We start from the raw sequence: 20,612 nt of genomic DNA on the forward strand, positions 1-20,612 counted from the left end.
GAGCGCCATGGCGGACGTTCCACGGAAGGAGGTGTCCGCGATGCGGATCGGAGAACTCGCGCGGCGCGCCGGCGTCACCCCGCGCGCCCTGCGCTACTACGAGGAACAGGGGCTGCTCACCCCCGAGCGCCGCCCCAGCGGCTACCGCGAGTACGGCGAGCGGGACGTGGACACCGTCCGGGGCATCCGCACCCTCCTCGCGGCCGGCCTCAACAGCGCGGTGATCGCCGAGATCCTCCACGGCCTGCCGCTGCCCGGACAGCGCCCTCCCGGCCCGACCTGCCCCGAGCTGCTCACCGGGCTGGCCCGAGAGCGCGCCCGGATCACCCGGCAGATGGACGAACTCGCCGAGGCCCGCGCCCTGTTGGACGCCATCATGGGGGCGGAGGCGCCGAGCGAGCTGATCAGGTCCGGCCGGCTGCGGGCGGCGGAGCGCGGGCCGGCCGGGGACCGCGCGTCGGGCGGGGACCGCCGCCCGCGGTCGCCCGCGCGGAAACTCGATGGCGTGCGCTCCCGGGCCGTGCTGGAGTGAGCGGATGAACCACGACGAGGTGCTCGCCCTGTTCGACGACCGACTCCGGCGCAACGCGCCGCCCGACCCCGGGTGTCGAGTCGAACGCGACGGCGCGGTGGTCCGGCAGACGGGCCCGGAGCACGGTTGGAACGGCGTGGTCTGGTCCGGTCTGGACGAGACGGGCGCGGACGCGGCGATCGCCGCGCAGGTGCGCCACTTCGCCGAGCTCGGGCTGGAGTTCGAGTGGAAGACCTACTCCCACGACCGCCCCGCCGACCTCGGCGCGCGACTGCTGGCGGCCGGCTTCACCCCGGAACCGGCCGAGGCGCTGATGATCGCCCGGATCGCGGACCTGCCCCTCGAGGCCGCCCTGCCCGAGGGCGTCCGGCTGCTCCCGGTGACCGACCCGGCCGGGGTGGACCTGCTGATGGAAGCCCACGAACAGGCCTTCGGCACCGAGCACCCCGGTCTGCGCGAGCGGATACTCGACCACCTGCGGCACGGCACCGAGACGGTCGGCATGGTCGTCGCGATGGCCGGCGACCGCCCGGTCAGCGGTGCCCGGATGGAGCTGGTCCCGGGCACCGGCTTCGCCGGCCTCTGGGGCGGCGGCACCGCACCCGACTGGCGCGGCCGGGGCATCTACCGGGCCCTGGTCGCCCACCGCGCCCGCCGCGCGGCCGAGCTCGGCTACCAGTACCTCCAGGTCGACGCGAGTGACCAGAGCCGGCCCATCCTCCAGCGCCTCGGCTTCGCCTGGGTGAGCACCTCGACTCCGTACGTCCGCCGGCCGTAGCGGACCTGACGGGGCGGGGCTGCGACGTGGGGCCGGCCGGAGGTGCCGGGGCGTGACGAAGCCTGGGGATGATCCCGTTCTGCTGATACTCACCCGCGACCAGGAGATCCATGACCACCGTGTGGACGCGGCTGACGGGTTGGCTGACCCTGGCGGCCGCGCTGGTCGCCGCCGGGCACGGGCTGCTCGTCGCGGTCCTGCCGTCCGGCCGTGGCACGCCCACCGCCGAGCGGCTGCTCCCGACCGGCCTCGCGGTCCTGGCCGGGCTCGGCTGGCTGGCCGCTTCCGCAGCTGCCTCCGCCACCGCCCGTCGAACGGCCGCCCGCCGCACGACGGTCGAACCGGGATCGTCACCGGATTCGGAACCTTCCCCGGTTCCGTGGCGTGGCGGGGCGCGGGGGTCGCGGGGGTCGCGGGGGTCACGGACGCTCGCCCTCCTCCTCGGCATCACCCTGGTGCTCACCTCCGCCGCCGCGCTGGCCCAGGCCAGCGGGCCGGACGGCGCGGAGGGCCGCCGGCTGCGCCGCATCCACCAGGCGGGCGCCGTCAGCAGCGCCCTCCCGATCGTCCAGCTCCGCTCGGAGCCCCGCCGGATCAGCACGGTGAACAGGAAGGCCGTGTACCGCACGACGGTGGACCTCTCGGTGCCCTTCGCGGACGGCCTGCGGACCCTCGCCCTGGACGTCGAGACGGCAGGCCCGGCCCGTGTCGGTAAGGAGGTGACGGTCGAGTACGCGCCCACCGCCCCGGCTCTGGGGGCCCAGCCGTACGCGTACACCACGGTCAGCGGTCTCGCGCTGCCGTGGATCCTGGCCCTCGCCTTCGCCGGCCTGATCTTCGTCCCGGTGATCCTGGCGGACGGGCGCCGCAGGGTGCACGAGGCGCGACGCTTCCGACCGGCCGTGCACCTGCCGGTGGCCGGCATCCTGCTGGTCGGTGTGGGACTCGCGGCGTACGTCGGGCTGGTCCTGCCGTCGCCGCTCGTCGGCTGGCCGCTGGCGGTGGTCGCCGCGGCCACCCCGTGGCTGGCCCTCGGGCTGGGGGCGGCGCGGACCGGGCCGGGCCGGGGCTGAAGGCCTCCGGCGGACTGTGCCGGTGGCCGTCCGCCACTGCTGTTCCGGTGCTTTGTGCCCCCTGCCGATCGGCAGGGGGCACCCGGGCCGTCGCTGCTCAGGTTGTGCCGTTCGGTAGATGTGCGGGAGGGGCGGCCGGGGTCATCGTTGAGGCACCACGAGCGGGGGCTGTCCGGGCCCCCGGGGAAGGAGCCCAACATGTTCGACCTCTGCCACCCCCGCCGCCTCGGTGCGACGGTTGTCGTGCCCGCCGCCCTCCTCGGCTTCGGCCTCGGGACGGGGTTCGGCCTCGGCCTCGTACGCGCCCGGCGGCGATCAGGCCGGGAGCCGTGTCTGACGCACCGCCGCGGGATCGACCGCGCCCGTGAGCCGGCCCTGTCCGAAGCAGGTGCTCCGCTGCGTCCCGGTGTCGTGCGCGGCGGTCTGCGCGAGGGCGTACTGGAACGGCACGCCGATCACCGCCACCGGCAGCAGCACGCACAGCAGGGCGTGCCCCAGGCCGATCCGGCACGTCCGGTGCCGTACGGCGGCAGCGAGCTGCCAACCGCCCCAGCGCACCGCGCCGACACCCAGCACCAGTCCCGCCCAGGCGAGCGGCGGCAGACGGGCCGGCGCACCGGGGCCCGGTCTTCACCCGGTCGTACTTGGCAGCGGGCCCGCCGCGCGGGCCCACCTGGCGCCGCGCCGCCGCTGCCGTCGACCGTCGCGGTGGTCTCGTCGACGGTGAGGCCGTACTGCTTGCCCAGGTCCGGGGCGGAGTTCTGGCTGCTGCCCCGTTCCCCCGAGGTCGCCGAGTGCCGCGTCGAGACGACGAGCGTGCTCCTGGTCGGCCTGGTCGGCCTGGTCGGCCTGGTAGGAGTGGGCCGATTCGTGCAACTGGGTCGAATTGAGGTGGAGTTGACCGGCGACGGACTTCACGGGGGTCTGCCAGGCGTCGGTGCGGTCCTTCAGTGGCTGGCCGGAGTCCCAGGCCGACATCGTGTCGGCGGCCGTGTGGCTGTTGTCGAGCCAGTGCCCGACGGTATCGAAGCTCCTGGCGGCCTCCGTGAGGCCGTTCGCCGACCGCCGCGATGCGTGGGTATGGATCTTCCTTCGTTCCTGGGGCAGCCGGGGGTGGCCCGGGAGGAGTGCGTCTCGGGGTGGTTGAGCGGGAGCGCTCGTCACGGGATGATCGTCCACGGGCCCGGGAGAGCCTCCCCGGGCTCGCCGGAGAACACCACCTCGCCCCGGTGCAGCACATGCACCACCGCCGCCCCGGCAAGGGCGCGCGGCAGCGACTGCGCGGTGAGCACGACCGTACGGCCGGCGGCGGCGTCCGCCAGCAGGCGGGTGTGCAGCCGGGCGGCGACGGCGGGGGCCAGCCCGCGCTCGGGCTCGTCCAGCAGGAGCAGGGCCGGCCGCGCCGCCAAGGCTCGCCCGACGGCGACGAGTTGCTGCTGGCCGCCGGACAGGGTGCCGGCCCGGCGGCTCAGCAGGCCGGTCAGCTCCGGGAACAGCTCCAGTACCTCGGCGCGCCCCGGCCCGCCCAGGCGCAGGTTCTCGGCCACGGTCAGCGAGCCGAACACCCCGCGCTCGGCCGGGACCAGGGCCAGCCCCCGCCGCACCCGCTGGTGTACCGACAGCCTGCCGACGTCCCGGTCCCGCCAGAGCGCCCGCCCACCCGCCAGCGGCACCAGCCCGGCGAGGGCGTGCAGCACGCTGGTCCGCCCGGCCCCGTTGCGGCCGAGCAGAACGGTGACGGCGGCGGACGGGAAGTCCAGGTCGACGCCGTGCAACGCCTCCAGCGGGCCGTAGCGGACCCGGGCGGCACGGAGGGCGGCTTCGACGGGCATCAACCCGCCTCGGCGGTGCGGTGGTCCGGACTCACGTGGCGGCTCCCCACGCCCGGGTGACCCGGGGGTCGGCGAGGACGGTCGCGACCGGACCGGACGCGACCACCCGGCCCTCCGCCATGGCGTAGACGGAGTCGGCGAGTTCGGCGACCAGCTCGGCGTCGTGCTCGACCAGCAGCAGTGCCATGCCGCTCTCGGCGAGGCCGCGCAGCACGGACACCAGCCGAGCCGTCTGCACCCCGTCGAGTCCCGCCGCCGGTTCGTCCAACAACAACACCCGGGGCCCGCCCGCCAGCGCCCGCGCCAGCTCCACCAGCCGCAACACCCCCGTGGGCTGCCCACCGGCGGGCTCGGCGGCGAGCTCCTGCAGACCGAGAAGCCGCAACGCGCGGGCGCACCGCTCGGCGGCCACCCGGGCCTCCACCCGACGGGCGTGCTGCTCGGCGCCCACCAGGACGTTGTCGGCCACCGAGAGAGTGGGGAAGACGGCGATCTGCTGGAAGGTCCGCGCCAGCCCCAGCCGCACCCGCCGGTGCGCGGCCAGCCCGGTGACATCCCGCCCCCCGAGCAGCACCCGCCCGCCATCCGGCCGCACCGTCCCGGCCAGACAGTCGAACAACGTGCTCTTCCCCGCCCCGTTGGGCCCGATCAGCGCCGTGATCCGCCCCGCCCGCGCCACCAGATCCACGCCGCCCACCGCCTCGATCCCCCCGTACCGCCGCACGACCCCCCGCGCGGTGAGCCGAGCGGCGGCCGGGGCGGCGGTCACAGTCGCACCTCGCGCGCCGGGCGGATGGGGTGCGTGTTGGTCGCGGTGGGCGCGGTGATCCGCCCCGGTCGCGCCGTCAGGGCCGGTTCGCTCGCGGCCTCGACGCCTTGTACGGCGGGGGTGTGGCGCTCGTGGCGGGTGGGCGGCGCGGGTGTCGGGTCTGCCTGGTGTGGTGGTCCGGCGGCCTTGGCCGGGTCTTCAGGCCAGCCTCTCGAGGCCTCGATGCGCACGCACTGCCGCGCGAATCCCCGCATGGTGAGCCGTGCGGCACTCATGGTCGTCCTTCGTGTGCGGCGGCAGACGCGGTGGTGTGAAGAGTGGGGTGTGGCGGTCTGCGCTCGCACCCGCTGATGTCGATGGGCCCGAGCGGGCCCGGGGCGTTCGCGGCTTGCCCGCTCGTGGCGCCGCTCGCTGGTGCGGGCGGTGGGGAGGCGGGTGGTCATGATTTCCCCTTTCACGCGGTGGTCTGCGCTCGCGTGTGCTGATGCCGCCCGGCCGGTGCGGCTGCTGCTGTGGGTAGGGGGAAACCAGGGCTGCTGGCAGGGCTGCGGGAGATGTGCGCGGTCTGGCTTTGCGGTTCTGTTGCGGGCCGGTCGCGTACCTCGTTGCGTCGTAAGGGAGTTGATGGGGGGTTCGGCGGTCCTGCCTGCCGACGTGCTGAGTGGAGGGGGAGCCGGCGGTCATCGCTGTCCGTTCCGGGCTGAGAGGGTTTCCCGCAGGCGGTGGCCCGTCGGGGTGAGGCGGGAGGGCGGTAGGGCAGTCGGCGGGGGTGGGCGGTGGCGGGGGAGGGGGAGGGCGGCGAGGCCGCCGGGGAGGCGGCCGATGGTGGCCGCGAGGGCGCCGACGGCGACGGCGGAGACTCCGGCGACGGTGCCCGCGTCGAGGCCGACGAGGAGGGCGGCGGCGAGGACGGCGGCCAGGGCGCTGTCGGCGCCGGCGACCATCACGGCGGCGAACCAGAGGAGGCCGCGCACCGGGTCGAAGGCGGTGGGGTCGAAGGCGCGTCCGGCGAGGCCCATCAGTCCGCCGCCGAGGGCTGCCAGGGCCGCGCCCGCGACGAAGGCGAGGAGCTTGAGGCCGGGGACGTCCACGCCGGCCGCGACCGCGCCCGGTTCGTGGTCCCGCATGGCGGTCAGGGCCCGGCCGAGGCGCCCCCGGTGCAGGGCGCGGACGGTGAGCAGACCGAGGCCGAGGAGGACGAGTTCGGCGAGGTAGTAGGCGCGGTCGCCGGCGAGGAAGGACGGACGGTCGAGCACGAGGCCGGTGGTGGCGTACGGCTGCTCGAAGACGAACCGGCTCATCGCCGTTCCCACCCCGAAGGTGACCAGGGCGAGGGCGAGTCCGCGGCGGCGGATCGCGGGCCAGCCGGTGAGCAGGCCGAGCGGGGCGGTGGCGAGGACGGCGAGCAGCAGGGCGGGTGCGGCGGGCAGGGGCCGGAGGCCGGGGATGCGGCCGGACATCAGCAGTGCGGTGCCGATCGCACCGAGTCCCGCGTAACCGGCCTGGCCGAGCGAGATCTGCCCGCCGTAGCCGGTGACCACGACGATGGACAGCAGGACGAGCGCGAGCGCGGGCACGAGCAGGGCGTCGCGCAGGTCGTTGCCCCGGAAACCGAGCGGCAGCAGGAGCAGCACCAGGCAGACGGAGCCCGCCAGCCGCCCGCCCCCGGCCCCGCCCCTGGCCTCGCCGCCGGTCCCTGCCCCGCCCCCGGCCCTGCCACCGCCACCGCCCCCGGTCGCGATGCCGACTCCGGCCCCACCTCCGCTCCCAGCCCTTACCCCTCTCCACGGACGGCCGGCGACCAGCGGCGCGGCCCAGCCCCCGGCCCGTTCCCCGGTGATGCCCGGCCCGCCGAGCAGGGCGGTGGCGAGCAGCGCGACCACGAACAGGTTGGACTGCACGGCCTCGACCAGCGGCAGCAACTGCCCGGACGGTCGCAGCCGGGTGAGTTCGGCCTGGGCGATGCCGAGCCCGAGCCCGGTGGCGACCGCGACCGGGATGCTGCGCAGCCGGGCGGCGACCGCCACGGCCATGGTCTCCATCACCAGCAGCGGCAGCCCGTACGGGTCGAGCAGCAGGTACGGCGCGAGGGCGACGCCGACCAGTCCGGCGGTGAAGGTGCCGAAGGCCCAGCCGGCGGCGGAGACCCGGTCGGCGTCGACTCCGGTGAGGGCGGCGAGGCGGCGGTCGTCGACGACGGCGCGCAGCCGGAGGCCGAACCCGGTCCACCGGGTGGTGGCGAGGACGGTGAGGCCGAGCACGAGGATGGCGGCGAGCTGGGCGACGGTGTCCGGCCGCAGCCCGTGCCCGCCGGGCAGCCGGATCGGGGCGCCGCCGAGCGGGGAGGGCGCGCCGGCCAGTGGCGCCGCGCCCCACAGCAGTACGGCCAGGCCGATGAGCAGCACGAACACGCCGATCCCGGCGACCATGGTCTCGGCCGGTCCGGCGCCGCGCCGTTGCAGTGGGCGGTAGACCAGGAGGTCGAGCAGGACCCCGAGCGCGGGGGCGACGACCAGCAGGCAGCAGGCGACGGCGGGCCAGACCGGCCAGTGCCGGACCACGACGAGGTCGCGCAGCAGGTAGGCGACGGCCATGGCCTGGGCGCCCTGGGCGATGTTGAGCACGCCCGTGGCGCGGTGGCAGACGACCAGGCCGATGCCGCTGAGCGCGGCCGCGGCGCCGACGGTGAGTCCGGCGAGGGCGAGGTCGACGGTGAGTCCGAACGAGCCGAACGAGCCGAACGAGCCGGGGGCGGCGGTGAGGGCGGTGAGGATCGATGTGACCGATGTGACCGATGTGCTCATGGGCGGTCAGCCGGCGTTCGGCGGGGCGGATTCGCCCGGACGGGTGGACGCAGGACCGGCTGTCGGCGGCGAGCAGAGCGGGCAGGGCGTCAGGCTCCGGGCCCGGACGGCGTCCGCGTCCACGGGTGCGGCCCGTTCCCTGCCGACGACCAGCGGGCAGTCCGGCCGGTGGTAGCGGGTGCCCTCGGGGACGGCCAGCCACCCGGCGTCGTCGGCCCGGCCGGAACGGTCGGACGTGCCGGAGGGGTCGGAACGGTCGGTATCAGCGGTTCGGCCGACCGGGGCCGGCGGGGCGGGCCCGGCGTCCGGTTCGACCAGCAGGTCGTACAGCCGCTCCACCCGTCGGTCGGTCAGATCCGCGCGCCCCGGCGGGGACGGTGGCGGCCGCAGGGCGACCAGGACGGTCCCGGACACGATCAGCGCCGCGCCGGGGATGGTGGACGACGCCAGGTACGGGACCTGCTGCTCGGCGAAGCGCTCACCGGAGGTCCCGTACCAGCCGAGCACGCACAGCACGGCGCCGGCCGCGGCGAGCAGCCAGCCCGCCCACTCCCGGCCGGTCCGGAGGAGCCGGGCCCGACGGAACCCGCCCAGGAGGGGCCGGCCCCGGACCCACCCGCCCCGGACGGGGGAACCCTCCGGGGCGTTACGGGTGATTTCCCCGCCGGAATGCGATTCGTCCATGGATCCGCCTTCATGGTGTCACTTGAGACGTTTCCAGGATCGGCCTGGAACAGCATCCGGGACGCCGAGTGCGGGGGCCCGGGCGGCGCAGTCGAGAGGGAAGACCACCATGCACGTGACGCGAAGCGGTACCGCCGGCGGTGGCAGGGCTCTGCGGACGGCGGGCGCGCTGCTCGCCCTGCTACTCGCCGGTACGGCGGCCGCGTGCAGCAGCGACGGCAAGTCCGGCTCCGCGGCGACCTCCCCGGCGGCCACCGGCGCCACCGCCACGGGGAGCACCCCTGCCACGGGCACCGCGACGGCCACCGCCACGGCCACCGGCACCGCCCCCGCCGATCCGGCCGCCGCCAAGGCGGAGATCACCACCAACTGGGAGAAGTTCTTCGACCCCGACACCCCGATCACCGACAAGGCCAAGCTGCTCCATGGCGGTGACACGCTGCTGCCGGTGCTCCAGGGCTTCTCCCAGGACCCGCGGGTCGGCCAGGTGCGGGCGAAGGTCGACGACGTCGGGTTCACCGACGCGAGCGACGCGACCGTCACCTACTCGCTCTCGCTCCAGGGCAACGTGGTGGAGCCGAGCGCGACCGGTCAGTCCGTCCTCGACAACGGCACCTGGAAGGTGTCCCGATCGACGCTGTGCGGTCTGCTCACCCAGGCCGGCGGTGCCACCGCCTCCCCGATCCCCGGTTGCAGCTGAGCGGATGCGGCCGACCGCCCCGTCGCGACGCCGGGCCGCCGACGCGTCCCCGCGCCGGCGGCCCGGCCGTGTCCCGGCGGCGGACCGCCCGAACCGCTCCCGTCCGGCCTGTGCCGCTCTCCTGCTGACCCTCGCGCTGCTCGCCGGCTGCGGCACCCGGCTGCCCGGCGAGGCCTTCACCGTCCGCCCCACGGTCACCACCGGCGCCACCGGCACGACCGGGGGTGCCAACCCCGACTCCGACACCGGGGTCACCGCCACCGAGATCCGGATCGGCCTCGTCACCTCGCTCACCAGCCCGGTCGGCAGCGAGGTGTTCAGCGGCCCGCGCTACGGTGCCGAGGCGTTCTTCCAGGCCCTCAACGACCGCGGTGGCCTGCACGGGCGCAGCGTCCGGCTGGTGACCTGCGACGACGGCGGCAGCGGGGTCGGCAACCAGGACTGCGTGCACCGGCTGATCGACCAGGCGCACGTCTTCGCCTTCGTCAGCGGCAGCGTCCTCGACTACGCGGGCGCCCCGTACGTGAGCAGCAAGGCGGTGCCGGACGTCGGCGGCCAGCCGATCGGCACGGAGTACGACCGCTGGCCGCACCTGTACGGGATCTACGGCAGTGCCGCCCCGCGCGACGGGCGGTCGGTCGGCTGGAACGGGACGCTCTACCAGAGCACCGAGGTGTTCCGTTTCTTCAAGCAGCGCCTGGGCGCGACCAGCGCCGCCGTGGTCGCCTACAACCAGGCCGACTCGACCCGGTACGCCGGACAGCTGAAGGCCGGACTGGAGGCCGAGGGGTACCGGGTGCTGCTCCAGACGGTGGACTTCGCGCTGCCGAACTTCCAGGCGGTGGCCGCGGCGGTGCGAGCCGACGGCTCGCAGTTGCTGTTCGACGCGATGGACTCCCGGGGCAACGCGGCGCTGTGCCGGGCGCTGGACGAGGCCGGGGTGACGGTGGCGGCGAAGGTCACCAACGTGCAGAACTGGTCGGAGACGGTGCGCACCGACTACGCCGCCTCGCCGAACTGCCGCAACGCCCTGTGGGCGACCTCGTCGAGCCTGAACTACGAGGACGAGCAGTACCCGGCGGTGCACGACTTCCGTACCGCGATGGCCCGTTACCACCCGGACCGGGCCGCCCGGCTGTCCGCCTGGGAGTTGGAGGGCTGGGCGGGCGCGCAGTGGCTGACCGACGCGCTGTACTCCTGCGGTTCCGCGCCGACCCGTTCCTGCGTCGAGGCGTTCATGGAGCGCGCCGAACCGTACGACGCGCACGGCCTGATCCTGCCCGCCTCCTTCGTCCCGCAGCCGCCGCCCGCCGGCCCGACCCGCGCCTGCCTGAACGCCGCCCGCTGGCAGGACGCGGCCCAGGGCGGGCGGGGCGGCTGGGTCACCCAGGTGCCGTCGATGACGACGAACTGCTTCGACGTGCCGCAGCTGCCGTACAAGCCGTAGGGCGGGCGCGCTGACAGTCGACAGCTGACCGAGTTCAGCTGACAGATTTCAAAATCTGTCAGCTGAACTCTGTTATCTGTTAGCTGTCATCCGTCGGCTGTCATCCGTCCGCTGTCGCCCGGCAGCACCCCTCACGGCAACCGCTCGACCACGACCATGGCCGCGTCGTCGTCCAGTCGGCCACCGACGTGGGCCAGCAGGTCGCGGCGCAGGTGGTGGAGCATCGCGGCGGGGCGCTCGGCGTGCCAGGCTGCGACCCGTTCGGTGAGCGGGTAGAAGCGCCGCTGGGCGTCGCGGGCCTCGATCACGCCGTCGGTGTAGATCAGCAGCCGGTCGCCGGGCCGGAACGGGAAGGTCTCCGTCTCGTACCGCACCGGCGCGAGCTCGCCGAGGCCCAGGGGCGGGGCGGGATGGCGGGCGGTGAGGGTGCTGATGCCGTCGGGGCGCAGTAGCAGCGGGGGCGGGTGGCCGCAGTCGATCAGGCGGACCGGGGAGCCGTCGTCGGGGATGTCGAGCAGGACGGCGGTGATGAAGGACTCGCCGGCCTCGCCGCTCTCCTCGGGGGGTTCCTCGGGCGGGGGGAGGGGCAGCGCGGACAGCGCCCGCAGTCCCTGCCGCCCGCCCCGCTGCTGCCGCTCGCCCCCACCATGTCGCTCGCCCCGGTCCCGACGGTCCCGACCGTCCCGACGGTCCCGACCGTCCCTGCGGTCCTGGCCGTCCTGGCAGGCCCGACGGTCCCGGCCGTCCCTGCGATCCCGCTGGGACTGTTCGGCGAGTTGGGCGAGGTCCCAGCTGACGCTGCCGTCCAGGTAGGCGGCCAGGTCGGGCAGTTCGGCGTGGAGGTGGGCGGCGGCGCGGAAGGCGCCGAGCAGCAGGGCCGCGTCACCGAGCGAGGACAGGCCCTTGCCGCGCACGTCGCCGACCAGCAGCCGGGTGCCGGTGGCGGTGCGGGCGGCGGCGTACAGGTCGCCGCCGACCTGCGCCTCGGCCTCGGCCGCCAGGTAGACGGAGGCCAGGTGCAGCGGTCCGATCCGCTCCGGCAGCGGGCGCAGCAGCACCCGCTGGGCGGCCTCGGACACCGAGCGCACCCGGGCCAGTTCGCGCTCGTGCCGCTCGCGCAGCACTCGCAGGCCGACGATCAGCACCGAGACGACCAGCTGCGCGCCCAGTTGGGTCTGGACGTTGGCGCCGGTCAGGCTGTCGCGTACGGCGCCGACGAAGGTCAGCGCGGCGAACGCGAGCGCGGCGACCCCGGCGGTGGCCCGGGGGCCGGCGAAGGAGGCGGTGAGGGCGGGGGCGACGATCAGCAGCGGGCCGAGGTGGATCTCCGGCGGGGAGAGGATGTCCACCACGGTGATGAGCACGATCAGCGCGAGCGTGAACGCCGTCAGCACCCGGCGGTCGGGCCGCCAGGCACGGCGGCGGTCGGGGGGATGCGACGCGGGCGGCGGGTGCGGCGCATCGGGGCGCTGCCGGAGGGGCACTCCTCCTCTGTACACCGTGGAGGGTGCGGGGCGCACCCGGAGGGGCCCGGCCCGTTCGCCGACGGGCGCGGTCAGCCCTCCTGGCCGTAGCGGGCCAGGTAGTCGGCGAAGCGGGCGACGTCCTCGTCGGACCAGTCGGTGAAGCGCGCGGTGAAGGAGAGCCGACGCTGCTCGTTGGCGTCCCGCAGCAGGGTGAGACCGGCCTCGGTGGCGCGCAGGATCTGGCCGCGCTGGTCGTCCGGGTCGGTCTCACGGGCCAGCAGGCCGAGCTTCTCCAGGGCGGTGACCTGGCGGCTGACGGTGGACTTGTCGAGCATGAAGTACGCGGCCACGTCGGCGGCCCGGCAGCCGCCGCGCTCGGTGATCAGGTCGAGGATGCTGTACGTGACCAGAGAGAGGTCGGGGTGCAGCTGGGAGGCCTTGTGCCGGGCGCGGCGGGCGAAGGCGGTCAGCTCGCGCTGGATGGTCTCGATGGACGACTGGCGGCCGGGCACGGCGTTCCTACCTCCTCGATATTTGTTGCACTATACAACGAATTCGCCCGGGGTCGCGCGCCGCTCCGGCGCCAGTTGCTCCGGTGCGGCCTGCCAGGCACGGGCTGCGGCGATCCGGCTGGTCGCACTCGGGTGAGTGGCGAACAGTAGCTCAAGCACCCTCGGCGGGTCGACATCGGAGACGTTCGCCACCGCCAGTCTGCGCTGCATCGCCACGAACTGCTCGACGTCCCCGGTCAGTTCGAGTGCGTGCCGGTCCGCCCTGGCCTCGATCCGGCGGCTCACCGCGCACTGCAGCGGCCCCGACACCGCGCCCAGCAGCGCCGCGAGCGCGGCCAGCAACGGCAGCGCCCTGGGGTCCGCCGCGTCCGTCGCCCCGGCGGCGTCCAGCAGTGGCCGCCAGGCGCCGAGCAGGCCCAGGACCGCCACCGCGACGGCCGCACCGACCGCGCCCAGCGCGGTGCCCACCGGCACGTCCCGGTGCTTGACGTGGCCCAGCTCGTGCGCGACCACCAGCTCCACCTCGCGCGGCTCGGCGGTGGTCAGCAGCGTGTCGTACGCGACGATCCGGCGGGTGGCCCCGAACCCGGAGACGTACGCGTTGAGCGCGGTGGTCCGACGGGAGGCGTCCGCCACCAGGACGTCCCGCACCCGGACGCCGTCCCGCTCGGCCAGCGCCAGCAGCGCGGTGCGCAGCTCGCCCGGGGGCATCGGGGAGAAGCGGTTGAACACCGGCTCGATCAGCAGCGGGTGGAGGAAGGAGAGCGCGACCGTCAGCAGCGCCGCCGCGCCCGCCGCCGGCAGCCACCAGCGCTGCGGCGACCAGGCGGTCAGCGCGAACAGGCCGAGCGCGAGCGGGAGGACGAGGACGAGGGTGAGCGCGAGGCCGCGCACGGCGTCCAGCGCCCAGCCGGCCCAGCCCTGGGTCACCAGTCCGAACCGGGCCCGGACGGTCCGCGCCCCGGCGCCGAACGGCAGTTGCAGCGCCTGGCCGAGCAGCAGCAGGGCCGCCGCACCGGCCAGCACTCCGGCCGTCCGGGAGCCGCCGAACCAGTCACCGGTGGCGGTCACCAGGGCGGCGCCGGCCGGGGTGAGGCCGAGCAGCAGGGTGAGGGCGAGGCCCGCCAGCCGTCCGCCCAGCGCCCACGGCAGCTGGGCGCGCCGCAGCGCGCGGCCCCGGGCGCGCTCTCGGGGGGTGAAGTCGGCGGTGGTGTCGGCGGCGACGTCGGGGGTGGTGTCCACGGCGGGGGCGGCTCTTCCGGTCGGGTCGCGGGACGGGTGTCGGTGCGGCGTCGGTGCGGCGTCGGCAGGTCGGTACGGGGGTTCAGCGGGGATTCAGCATGGCGCACCCGACCGGCCGGCGCCCACGCCACGGCCCGGTGCCCACGCTCCGGCCCAGCGTCCAGCCGCGGGCGGGCGCTCACTCCTCGGTGGGCCCGGTGGCGCCGTGGACGCCGGCGCGCAGCAGCTGGTGGCCGAGGTCCACCAGGGCGCGGCCGACCGCGAACTCGTCGCCGACCTCCGGCGCCGGGGCGTCGCGCGGGTTGCGGCGGGAGCGGGCGTCGCTGTGCAGGACGGTGCCGTCGGCGTCCAGCACGGCGTGCACCCGGGTGGTGTCCTCGTCCTCGACCACGTGCAGGCTGAGCTGCCAGTCCTTGGTGCGCACGGCGCCGGGGCCCCGCTGTTCGACGCCGCCCGCCACGGCCCGCGACGGGGCGGCGGCCGTCCCGTCCGCGCGGACGATCACCACCGGGCAGGCCCCGTGCACCGCGCAGCGGGCGGACACCGAGCCGAGCAGCGTCCGGGCGAAGGTGCCCCGCCCGCGGCTGCCCAGCACCAGCAGGTCGGCCCCCTCGGCCGCCTCCAGCAGCACGTCGGCGGCGTGGCCGAGTACCAGGCTCTCCCGGACCTCCACCGGGCGGTCCGGGCCCAGGATCTCGTTGATCTCGGCGCTCAGCGTGCGGCGGGCGGTCCGCTCGAAGCCGTCGTCCACCGGCGCGAACCACCCGTACAGCGAGGGGTACTCCCAGGCGGCGACCGCGTGCACCGTCGCCCCGGTCAGCACGGCCTGGCCGACCGCCCAGCGCAGGGCCGCCTTCGACGGATCGGAGCCGTCGATCCCGACCACGATCCGGCGCTCCAGGGCGGGGGAGGGCCGGCCCTCGCCCACGACCGGGGGTTCGCCGCCCACAGGTGAGAGCTGACTGCTGCCCATCACGTCACACCTCCCGGCCTTCGGCACGGGGCTCGTCCCCTGTACACCACGCTGCGCGCCCCGCCCGCCTTAGCGCCAGGGACGCGGTGGCCGGGTCGGGTGGGGCGATTGGGACGGGCGGGCCAGGGGCGCCGTCCGGGAACGGCCGGTCGACGTCCTGGCCGGGACCGGTAGTGGCCCTTTGTGGCCGGAATGTTGTGGGATCGGGTCCGGGGGGTGGTGATTCGGTGGCGTAGGCTGACCGCTCTTGCATCATCCTCGGGGGGATCCACTCATGCGCCGTGCCGCGGCCGCCGTCGCGCTGTTCGTCGGAATGACCGCCGTCGCGGCCTGCGGGCCGGACGACCCGGCACCGGCCCCGGCCCCGGCCTCCGCAGCGCCCGTCCCGCCGAGCACCTCCTCGGCGCCGGACGGCTCTCCCTCCGGCGCGGCCGCCGGCAAGAGCGCCCCGCCCAGGCCCGACGGCACCATCACCGTCGCCTTCGCCGGGGACGTCCACTTCGAGGGCCGCACCGAGGCCCGGCTGGCCGTCCAGTCGCCCGAGCCCGCGCTCGGCCCGATCGCCCGCACCCTCGCCGACGCCGACCTGTCCGTCCTCAACCTGGAGACCGCGATCACCGGGCGCGGCGCCCCGGAGCCGAAGACGTACACCTTCCGCACCTCGCCCAAGGCGCTGTCGGCGCTCAAGGACTCGGGCGTCGACGTCGTCTCGATGGCCAACAACCACGCCGTGGACTTCGGGGCCGACGGCCTCGCCGACACCCTCGCCGCCAAGGACTCCTCGCCGATCCCGGTGGTCGGCTTCGGGCGCAACGCCAAGGAGGCGTACGCGCCGTACGTCACCACCGTGCGCGGGGTGAAGGTCGCGGTGGTCGCCGCCAGCCAGGTCGAGGACCTCACCAACCAGAAGTGGCGGGCCGGCGCGAACAAGCCCGGCATCGCCTCGGCGCTGGACGTCCCCGCGCTGGTCAAGGCGGTGGAGACGGCGAAGCAGCAGGCCCCGGTGGTACTCGTCTACCTGCACTGGGGCGACGAGGGCAAGGCCTGCCCGACCGGCCCGCAGACCACCATCGCCAAGAAGCTCGCCACCGCCGGGGCCACCGCCGTGGTCGGCACCCACGCCCACACCATGGTCGGCTCGGGCATGCTCGGCAACACCTACGTCGGGTACGGCTTCGGCAACTTCCTCTGGTACGGCACCTCCAACTACGCCAACTCCAACGAGACCGGCGTCACCACCCTCACCCTCACCGCCGACGGCAAGGTGACCGGCGAGGCCTTCACCCCGGCCACCATCGACGACAAGGGCATCCCGGAGCCGGTCACCGGCGCCACCGCCGAGGCCGCCCTCAAGCGCCGCGACGGCCTGCGCGGCTGCACCGGTCTCTCCCCGGTGCCCGGCGCCGCCCCCGGCGCGTCCGCCGCTGGCAGTCCTGCTTCCACGCCTCCAACCAAGTCGCCGGCCGCGCCCGCGAAGGCTTCGACGGCCCCCGCCGCGCCGCGCTAAGTGCCCGGAGTTCCCGGACTCTCCGGAGCCGTACGGCCGCTGGTGACCCTCCGGGAGTGCCGTGCCTGCGGCTGGCGGATCGTCCGCGCGCACAACTCCCCGACGACGCCGCGCTTCTGCGGCGCCAAGTCGATGGGGGCGGGCCTGCCGGTCTGCCGCCCACGTCCCTGACCGGCTTCGCCCCGAACCTCGCGAGCCGCCCGCCGTCAGGAAGCCGCGCGGACACCATCGCAGGACGCCACCGCAGGACACCGAGGCCGCCCGACCCGCCCGGGGTCGGGCGGCCTCGTCGTGTCCGGGCGCACTTCCGGCGAACGCCGGGCGCCCGCGGAAGGATCCGAAGGGACTCCGGAGCGATTTGACGTTCGCACAGACTCTCGGCCTGGACGAACAGCTGTGTTAGGTTAGGCTTGCCTAATCTTGCTGGTCGGAGGGGATGTCCTGTGCAGCAACAGTCCGAATTCTCCGGTGCCGTCGCGATGGTCACCGGGGCCGGGCAGGGCATCGGCGCGGCCGTGGTGCGGGCGCTGGTGGCCGAAGGTGCCGTCGTCGCGGCGGTGGACCGCAACCCCGGTGGGCTCGACGCCCTGGTGGCCGAACTGCCGACCGTCCGTCCGTGCGTGCTGGACGTCGCCGACGCCCGGGCCGTGGACGCGACGGTGGAGTTGATCGAAGGCCAACTCGGCCCGGTCCGCACGCTGGTGAACGTCGCGGGCATCCTGCGCACCGCCCCGGTCGTCGAACTCACCGACGAGGACTGGGCGGACACCTTCGCCGTCAACACCACCGGAGTCTTTCGCGTCAGCCGGGCCGTCGGCCGGCGGATGGCGGCCCGCGGCCGCGGGGCCATCGTGACCGTCGGGTCCAACGCCGCCGGGGTGCCGCGGGCCGGTATGGCCGCCTACGCGGCGTCCAAGGCGGCGGCCACCATGTTCACCCGCTGCCTGGGGCTGGAACTCGCCCGGTCCGGGGTGCGCTGCAACGTGGTGTCACCCGGGTCGACCGACACCGAGATGCAGCGCGCGCTGTGGGGCGAGGACGCCGAGGCGGCCGAACGCCGGGTGATCGAGGGCGACTTGGGGGCCTGGCGGGTCGGCATCCCGCTCGGGCGGATCGCCGCACCCTCGGACATCGCGGAGGCCGTGGTGTTCCTGGCCTCCGAGCGGGCGCGGCACATCACCATGCACGACCTGTACGTCGACGGCGGCGCGACCCTGCGCGCCTGAGCGGTGCCGGACGGCGCCCCGCCCCTCCGGTCGATCCCTCCCCGTTGGTCCTCCTCCCCCTTCTGCTCGTTCCCCCGTTCCTCCTCGTCCTCCCGTAGAACCGTCCCAGACTGGAGAAACCGCCGTGACCACGGTGCACCACGCCCCTGCCGGGCCGATACCCGCCGGGCCCGACGCCCCGGCGACCGCCCTCGCCGAGGGCCCGGACCACGCCGTGATCGGCGCGGCCAGCGGACTGCTCGGCCAGTACCGGGCCGGCTCCGACGAGGCGTTCTTCGCCTCGCCCACCCGCACCCTGCTCGGCTCCGGCGTGCACGCCCGGGTGCCGCAGGACGGGCGGCCGCTGCCGGTGCGGGTCGCCGAGACGCTGGCCGAGGCGGTCCGGGGCGGGGTCGAACTGCCGCTGGTGGTCGGCGCGGTGGCGTTCGACCGGGACAGCCGGGTCGAACTCGCCGTCCCCGCCCGGGTCCGCACCGCCGGGGCGCTGCGCGACGACCCGCTGATCGCCCTGCCCGCGCCGCCGGCCGAGCGGACCGACTGGCGGATCGCGCCGGTGCCCGCGCCGGAGGCGTACGGGGCGGGCGTCGCGGCGGCCGTCGAGCGGCTGCGCGGCGGGGAGTTGAGCAAGGTCGTGCTGGCCCGGACGCTGGAGCTGAGCGCCGCCGAGCCGCTCGACCTGCCCGCCATCCTGCAGCGGCTGGCCCGGCGCGACCCGGGCGGCTACACCTTCGCCGTCCCGTCCGGCGGAGGCCGTACGCTGATCGGCGCCAGCCCCGAACTCCTGCTCACCCGACGGGGAACGGCCGTGCTGGCCAACCCGCTGGCCGGCTCGGTGCCGCGCAGCGAGGACCTCGGCGAGGACGTCCGGCGCGCCGCCGCGCTGCTGGAGTCGCCCAAGGACCTGCACGAGCACGCCGTCGTGGTGGACGCCATCCGCGAGGCGCTGGCGCCGTACTGCCGCACCCTGGAGGTGCCCGAGCGGCCCACCCTGGTACGGACGGCCGCGATGTGGCACCTGGCCACCACGATCCGCGGCGAGCTGGCCGACCCGGCGGTCTCCGCCCTGGAACTGGCCTGCGCGCTGCACCCCACCCCGGCGGTCTGCGGCACACCGACGGACATCGCGCGCCGGGTGATCGGCGAGGTCGAGCCCTTCGACCGCGGCCTCTACACCGGCATGGTCGGCTGGCAGGACGCGACCGGCGACGGTGAGTGGGTGGTCACCATCCGCTGCGCCGAGGCGGAGGAACGGACGCTGCGGGTGTACGCCGGCGCCGGCGTGGTCGAGCAGTCCCGGCCGGAGGCCGAACTCGCCGAGACCAGCGCCAAGTTCCGCACGTTCCTGGACGCCGCGGGGGTGACCCGGTGACGCCGCTGGAGACCGTTCTCGCCGGGTTCACCCCGTACCCCGCCGAGTTCGCCGAGCGCTACCGGGCCGCCGGGTACTGGCGCGGCGAGACCTTCGGGCGGATGCTGCGCGAGCGCGCCACCGCGCACGGCGGGCGGACCGCCGTCGTCGACCCGGGTGGTCACTCGGTGGCGGCCGCGGAGCGCCGCTGGACGTACGCCGAACTCGACCGCCGGGCCGACCGGATGGCCGCCGGACTGCTCGCGCGGGGCATCCGGGCCGGAGACCGGGTGGTCGTCCAACTGCCCAACGCCGCCGAGTTCTTCGAGGTCGTCTTCGCGCTGTTCCGGATCGGCGCGCTGCCGGTGTTCGCACTACCCGCCCACCGGTACGCCGAGATCGGGTACTTCTGCTCCTTCACCGGGGCCGCCGCCTACGTGGTGCCGGCTGTCGAGGGCGGCTACGACTACCGCGAACTCGCCACCCGGATACGGGCGGAGAACCCCGCGCTGCGACTGGTGCTGGTGGCCGGCGAGGACCCGGGCGAGCACGTCCGGCTCGCGGACGTGCCCTGTGACGGGCCCGGCCCGCAGGCGTTCGGCGGGGAGCCCGCGCCCGGGGACGTCGCCTTCCTCCAGCTCTCCGGCGGCAGCACCGGCGTGCCCAAGCTGATCCCGCGCACCCACGACGACTACATCTACTCGCTGCGCGGCTCGGTCGAGCTGTGCGGGCAGGACGCGGACAGCGTGTACCTGTGCGTGCTGCCCGCCGCCCATAACTTCCCGCTCAGCTCCCCGGGTTCGCTCGGCACGCTGTACGCCGGTGGCCGGGTGGTGCTCTGTCCGCAGCCCGCCCCGGAGACGGCCTTCCCGCTGATCGAGCGCGAGGGCGTGACCATCACCGGGCTGGTGCCCCCGCTCGCCCTGCTCTGGCTGGACGCCGCCGAGCGCGGCGTCCGCGGGTACCAGAGCCTGGAGGTGCTGCTGGTCGGCGGCGCCAAGTTCAGCGAGGAGGCGGCCCGGAGGGTGCGTCCGGTGCTGGGCTGCACGCTCCAGCAGGTCTTCGGGATGGCCGAGGGACTGGTCAACTACACCCGGCTGGACGACCCGGAGGAGCTGATCACCACCACTCAGGGCCGGCCGATCTCGCCGGACGACGAGGTCCGGGTGGTGGACGACCAGGACCGGGACCTGCCCGACGGCGCCACCGGCCACCTGCTCACCCGCGGCCCGTACACCATCCGCGGCTACTGGAACGCGCCCGAGCACAACGCCGCCTCCTTCACGGCGGACGGGTTCTACCGCACCGGGGACCTGGTCCGGCGCACCCCGACCGGTCACCTGGTGGTCGAGGGGCGGGCCAAGGACCAGATCAACCGGGGCGGCGAGAAGGTCGCCGCCGAGGAGATCGAGAACCACCTCCTCGCGCACCCCGCGGTGCACGACGCGGCGGTGGTGTCGATGCCCGACCCGTACCTGGGCGAGCGCACCTGCGCCTATGTGGTGCTGCGCCCCGAGCGCCGCGAACAGCCGCCGAAGGGCGTCGAGTTGAAGCGGTTCGTGCGGCAGCGCGGGCTCGCCGAGTACAAGGTGCCGGACCGGGTCGAGTTCGTCGCCGCCTTCCCCGCTACCGGGATCGGGAAGGTCAGCAAGAAGGACCTGCGCGCCGCGATCGCGGCCTCGCTGACCGCTGACCGCTGACCGCCCGCTGATCCCGCCG

19 protein-coding genes are annotated in these 20,612 nt (G+C 75.3%); 9 read left to right on the forward strand and 10 right to left on the reverse strand.

Going from position 1 to position 20,612, the window contains the following annotated elements; all coding sequences use genetic code 11:
• Window positions 1-40 precede the first annotated feature (40 nt).
• From ACZ7RU_RS21950 to ACZ7RU_RS21960, 3 genes are all read left to right on the forward strand, one after another.
• Window positions 41-532: a MerR family transcriptional regulator gene (locus tag ACZ7RU_RS21950; protein WP_470342613.1), complete on the forward strand. Its 492-nt coding sequence runs from the start codon at window positions 41-43 to the stop codon at window positions 530-532.
• A 4-nt stretch (window positions 533-536) separates the two neighbouring features.
• Window positions 537-1,310 carry a GNAT family N-acetyltransferase gene (locus ACZ7RU_RS21955; RefSeq protein ID WP_470342614.1) on the forward strand — a complete coding sequence of 258 codons (774 nt, stop codon included), beginning with the start codon at window positions 537-539 and terminating at the stop codon, window positions 1,308-1,310.
• A gap of 110 nt (window positions 1,311-1,420) precedes the next feature.
• Window positions 1,421-2,383, forward strand: a complete 963-nt coding sequence (locus tag ACZ7RU_RS21960) for a hypothetical protein (protein ID WP_470342615.1) — start codon at window positions 1,421-1,423, stop codon at window positions 2,381-2,383.
• A gap of 315 nt (window positions 2,384-2,698) precedes the next feature.
• Here ACZ7RU_RS21960 and ACZ7RU_RS21965 read toward each other — a convergent pair whose 3' ends face one another.
• The 6 genes from ACZ7RU_RS21965 to ACZ7RU_RS21990 form a co-directional block, all read right to left on the reverse strand.
• Window positions 2,699-2,959 (reverse strand): hypothetical protein, encoded by a 261-nt coding sequence (locus ACZ7RU_RS21965; protein ID WP_470342616.1) that lies wholly within the window; start codon window positions 2,957-2,959, stop codon window positions 2,699-2,701.
• 584 nt (window positions 2,960-3,543) lie between these two features.
• The gene (locus tag ACZ7RU_RS21970) at window positions 3,544-4,215 is read right to left on the reverse strand and encodes an ATP-binding cassette domain-containing protein (RefSeq protein ID WP_470342617.1); all 672 of its coding nucleotides are present in this window, start codon (window positions 4,213-4,215) and stop codon (window positions 3,544-3,546) included.
• A gap of 31 nt (window positions 4,216-4,246) precedes the next feature.
• Window positions 4,247-4,984 carry an ABC transporter ATP-binding protein gene (locus ACZ7RU_RS21975; protein ID WP_470342618.1) on the reverse strand — a complete coding sequence of 246 codons (738 nt, stop codon included), beginning with the start codon at window positions 4,982-4,984 and terminating at the stop codon, window positions 4,247-4,249.
• A complete protein-coding gene (locus ACZ7RU_RS21980) occupies window positions 4,981-5,259 on the reverse strand; it encodes a hypothetical protein (protein ID WP_470342619.1) in 279 nt (92 codons plus the stop codon). The genes ACZ7RU_RS21975 and ACZ7RU_RS21980 overlap by 4 nt, the downstream gene beginning before the upstream one ends.
• Window positions 5,260-5,664: 405 nt before the next feature.
• Window positions 5,665-7,788 (reverse strand): ABC transporter permease subunit, encoded by a 2,124-nt coding sequence (locus ACZ7RU_RS21985; protein WP_470342620.1) that lies wholly within the window; start codon window positions 7,786-7,788, stop codon window positions 5,665-5,667.
• A 6-nt stretch (window positions 7,789-7,794) separates the two neighbouring features.
• Window positions 7,795-8,472: a hypothetical protein gene (locus tag ACZ7RU_RS21990; RefSeq protein ID WP_470342621.1), complete on the reverse strand. Its 678-nt coding sequence runs from the start codon at window positions 8,470-8,472 to the stop codon at window positions 7,795-7,797.
• A 109-nt stretch (window positions 8,473-8,581) separates the two neighbouring features.
• Here ACZ7RU_RS21990 and ACZ7RU_RS21995 point away from each other — a divergent pair, with 109 nt between their 5' ends.
• Together ACZ7RU_RS21995 and ACZ7RU_RS22000 are read left to right on the forward strand one after the other, a co-directional pair.
• A complete protein-coding gene (locus ACZ7RU_RS21995) occupies window positions 8,582-9,172 on the forward strand; it encodes an MTB12 C-terminal domain-containing protein (protein WP_470342622.1) in 591 nt (196 codons plus the stop codon).
• Window positions 9,173-9,176: 4 nt separating this feature from the next.
• Entirely contained in the window at window positions 9,177-10,619 is a 1,443-nt protein-coding gene (locus tag ACZ7RU_RS22000; protein ID WP_470342623.1) for an ABC transporter substrate-binding protein, read from the forward strand.
• 131 nt (window positions 10,620-10,750) lie between these two features.
• Here the strand turns inward: ACZ7RU_RS22000 and ACZ7RU_RS22005 are convergent, their stop codons facing one another.
• From ACZ7RU_RS22005 to ACZ7RU_RS22020, 4 genes are all read right to left on the reverse strand, one after another.
• Window positions 10,751-12,103, reverse strand: a complete 1,353-nt coding sequence (locus ACZ7RU_RS22005) for a PP2C family protein-serine/threonine phosphatase (RefSeq protein WP_470342624.1) — start codon at window positions 12,101-12,103, stop codon at window positions 10,751-10,753.
• A 71-nt stretch (window positions 12,104-12,174) separates the two neighbouring features.
• Window positions 12,175-12,597 carry a MarR family winged helix-turn-helix transcriptional regulator gene (locus ACZ7RU_RS22010; protein WP_049651037.1) on the reverse strand — a complete coding sequence of 141 codons (423 nt, stop codon included), beginning with the start codon at window positions 12,595-12,597 and terminating at the stop codon, window positions 12,175-12,177.
• 30 nt (window positions 12,598-12,627) lie between these two features.
• The gene (locus ACZ7RU_RS22015) at window positions 12,628-13,839 is read right to left on the reverse strand and encodes a M48 family metalloprotease (protein WP_470342625.1); all 1,212 of its coding nucleotides are present in this window, start codon (window positions 13,837-13,839) and stop codon (window positions 12,628-12,630) included.
• Window positions 13,840-14,017: 178 nt separating this feature from the next.
• A complete protein-coding gene (locus ACZ7RU_RS22020) occupies window positions 14,018-14,812 on the reverse strand; it encodes a universal stress protein (RefSeq protein ID WP_470342626.1) in 795 nt (264 codons plus the stop codon).
• Between the two features lie 274 nt (window positions 14,813-15,086).
• On the opposite strand from ACZ7RU_RS22020, the gene ACZ7RU_RS22025 reads away from it, so the two are divergent.
• The 4 genes from ACZ7RU_RS22025 to ACZ7RU_RS22040 all read left to right on the forward strand — a co-directional run bounded on the left by ACZ7RU_RS22025 (window position 15,087) and on the right by ACZ7RU_RS22040 (window position 20,593).
• Window positions 15,087-16,319 carry a CapA family protein gene (locus tag ACZ7RU_RS22025; RefSeq protein WP_470342627.1) on the forward strand — a complete coding sequence of 411 codons (1,233 nt, stop codon included), beginning with the start codon at window positions 15,087-15,089 and terminating at the stop codon, window positions 16,317-16,319.
• 410 nt (window positions 16,320-16,729) lie between these two features.
• The gene (locus tag ACZ7RU_RS22030) at window positions 16,730-17,545 is read left to right on the forward strand and encodes a 2,3-dihydro-2,3-dihydroxybenzoate dehydrogenase (protein ID WP_470342628.1); all 816 of its coding nucleotides are present in this window, start codon (window positions 16,730-16,732) and stop codon (window positions 17,543-17,545) included.
• Between the two features lie 157 nt (window positions 17,546-17,702).
• Window positions 17,703-18,914, forward strand: a complete 1,212-nt coding sequence (gene dhbC, locus ACZ7RU_RS22035; RefSeq protein ID WP_470342714.1) for an isochorismate synthase DhbC — start codon at window positions 17,703-17,705, stop codon at window positions 18,912-18,914.
• A complete protein-coding gene (locus tag ACZ7RU_RS22040; protein ID WP_470342629.1) occupies window positions 18,911-20,593 on the forward strand; it encodes a (2,3-dihydroxybenzoyl)adenylate synthase in 1,683 nt (560 codons plus the stop codon). Before dhbC ends, ACZ7RU_RS22040 begins: the two co-directional genes overlap by 4 nt.
• Window positions 20,594-20,612: the final 19 nt, after the last annotated feature.

This window comes from Kitasatospora sp. NPDC114501 (assembly GCF_055633695.1).

Excerpts from the sequence above, each read along its gene's own strand:
- ACZ7RU_RS21955 (WP_470342614.1), top strand. The coding sequence starts at position 537 with ATGAACCACGACGAGGTGCTCGCCCTGTTCGACGACCGACTCCGGCGC.
- ACZ7RU_RS21985 (WP_470342620.1), bottom strand. The coding sequence starts at position 7,788 with ATGAGCACATCGGTCACATCGGTCACATCGATCCTCACCGCCCTCACC.
- ACZ7RU_RS22020 (WP_470342626.1), bottom strand. The coding sequence starts at position 14,812 with ATGGGCAGCAGTCAGCTCTCACCTGTGGGCGGCGAACCCCCGGTCGTG.
- ACZ7RU_RS21980 (WP_470342619.1), bottom strand. The coding sequence starts at position 5,259 with ATGAGTGCCGCACGGCTCACCATGCGGGGATTCGCGCGGCAGTGCGTG.
- ACZ7RU_RS21995 (WP_470342622.1), top strand. The coding sequence starts at position 8,582 with ATGCACGTGACGCGAAGCGGTACCGCCGGCGGTGGCAGGGCTCTGCGG.
- ACZ7RU_RS21970 (WP_470342617.1), bottom strand. The coding sequence starts at position 4,215 with ATGCCCGTCGAAGCCGCCCTCCGTGCCGCCCGGGTCCGCTACGGCCCG.
- ACZ7RU_RS22000 (WP_470342623.1), top strand. The coding sequence starts at position 9,177 with ATGCGGCCGACCGCCCCGTCGCGACGCCGGGCCGCCGACGCGTCCCCG.
- ACZ7RU_RS21990 (WP_470342621.1), bottom strand. The coding sequence starts at position 8,472 with ATGGACGAATCGCATTCCGGCGGGGAAATCACCCGTAACGCCCCGGAG.
- ACZ7RU_RS22025 (WP_470342627.1), top strand. The coding sequence starts at position 15,087 with ATGCGCCGTGCCGCGGCCGCCGTCGCGCTGTTCGTCGGAATGACCGCC.
- ACZ7RU_RS21960 (WP_470342615.1), top strand. The coding sequence starts at position 1,421 with ATGACCACCGTGTGGACGCGGCTGACGGGTTGGCTGACCCTGGCGGCC.
- ACZ7RU_RS21950 (WP_470342613.1), top strand. The coding sequence starts at position 41 with ATGCGGATCGGAGAACTCGCGCGGCGCGCCGGCGTCACCCCGCGCGCC.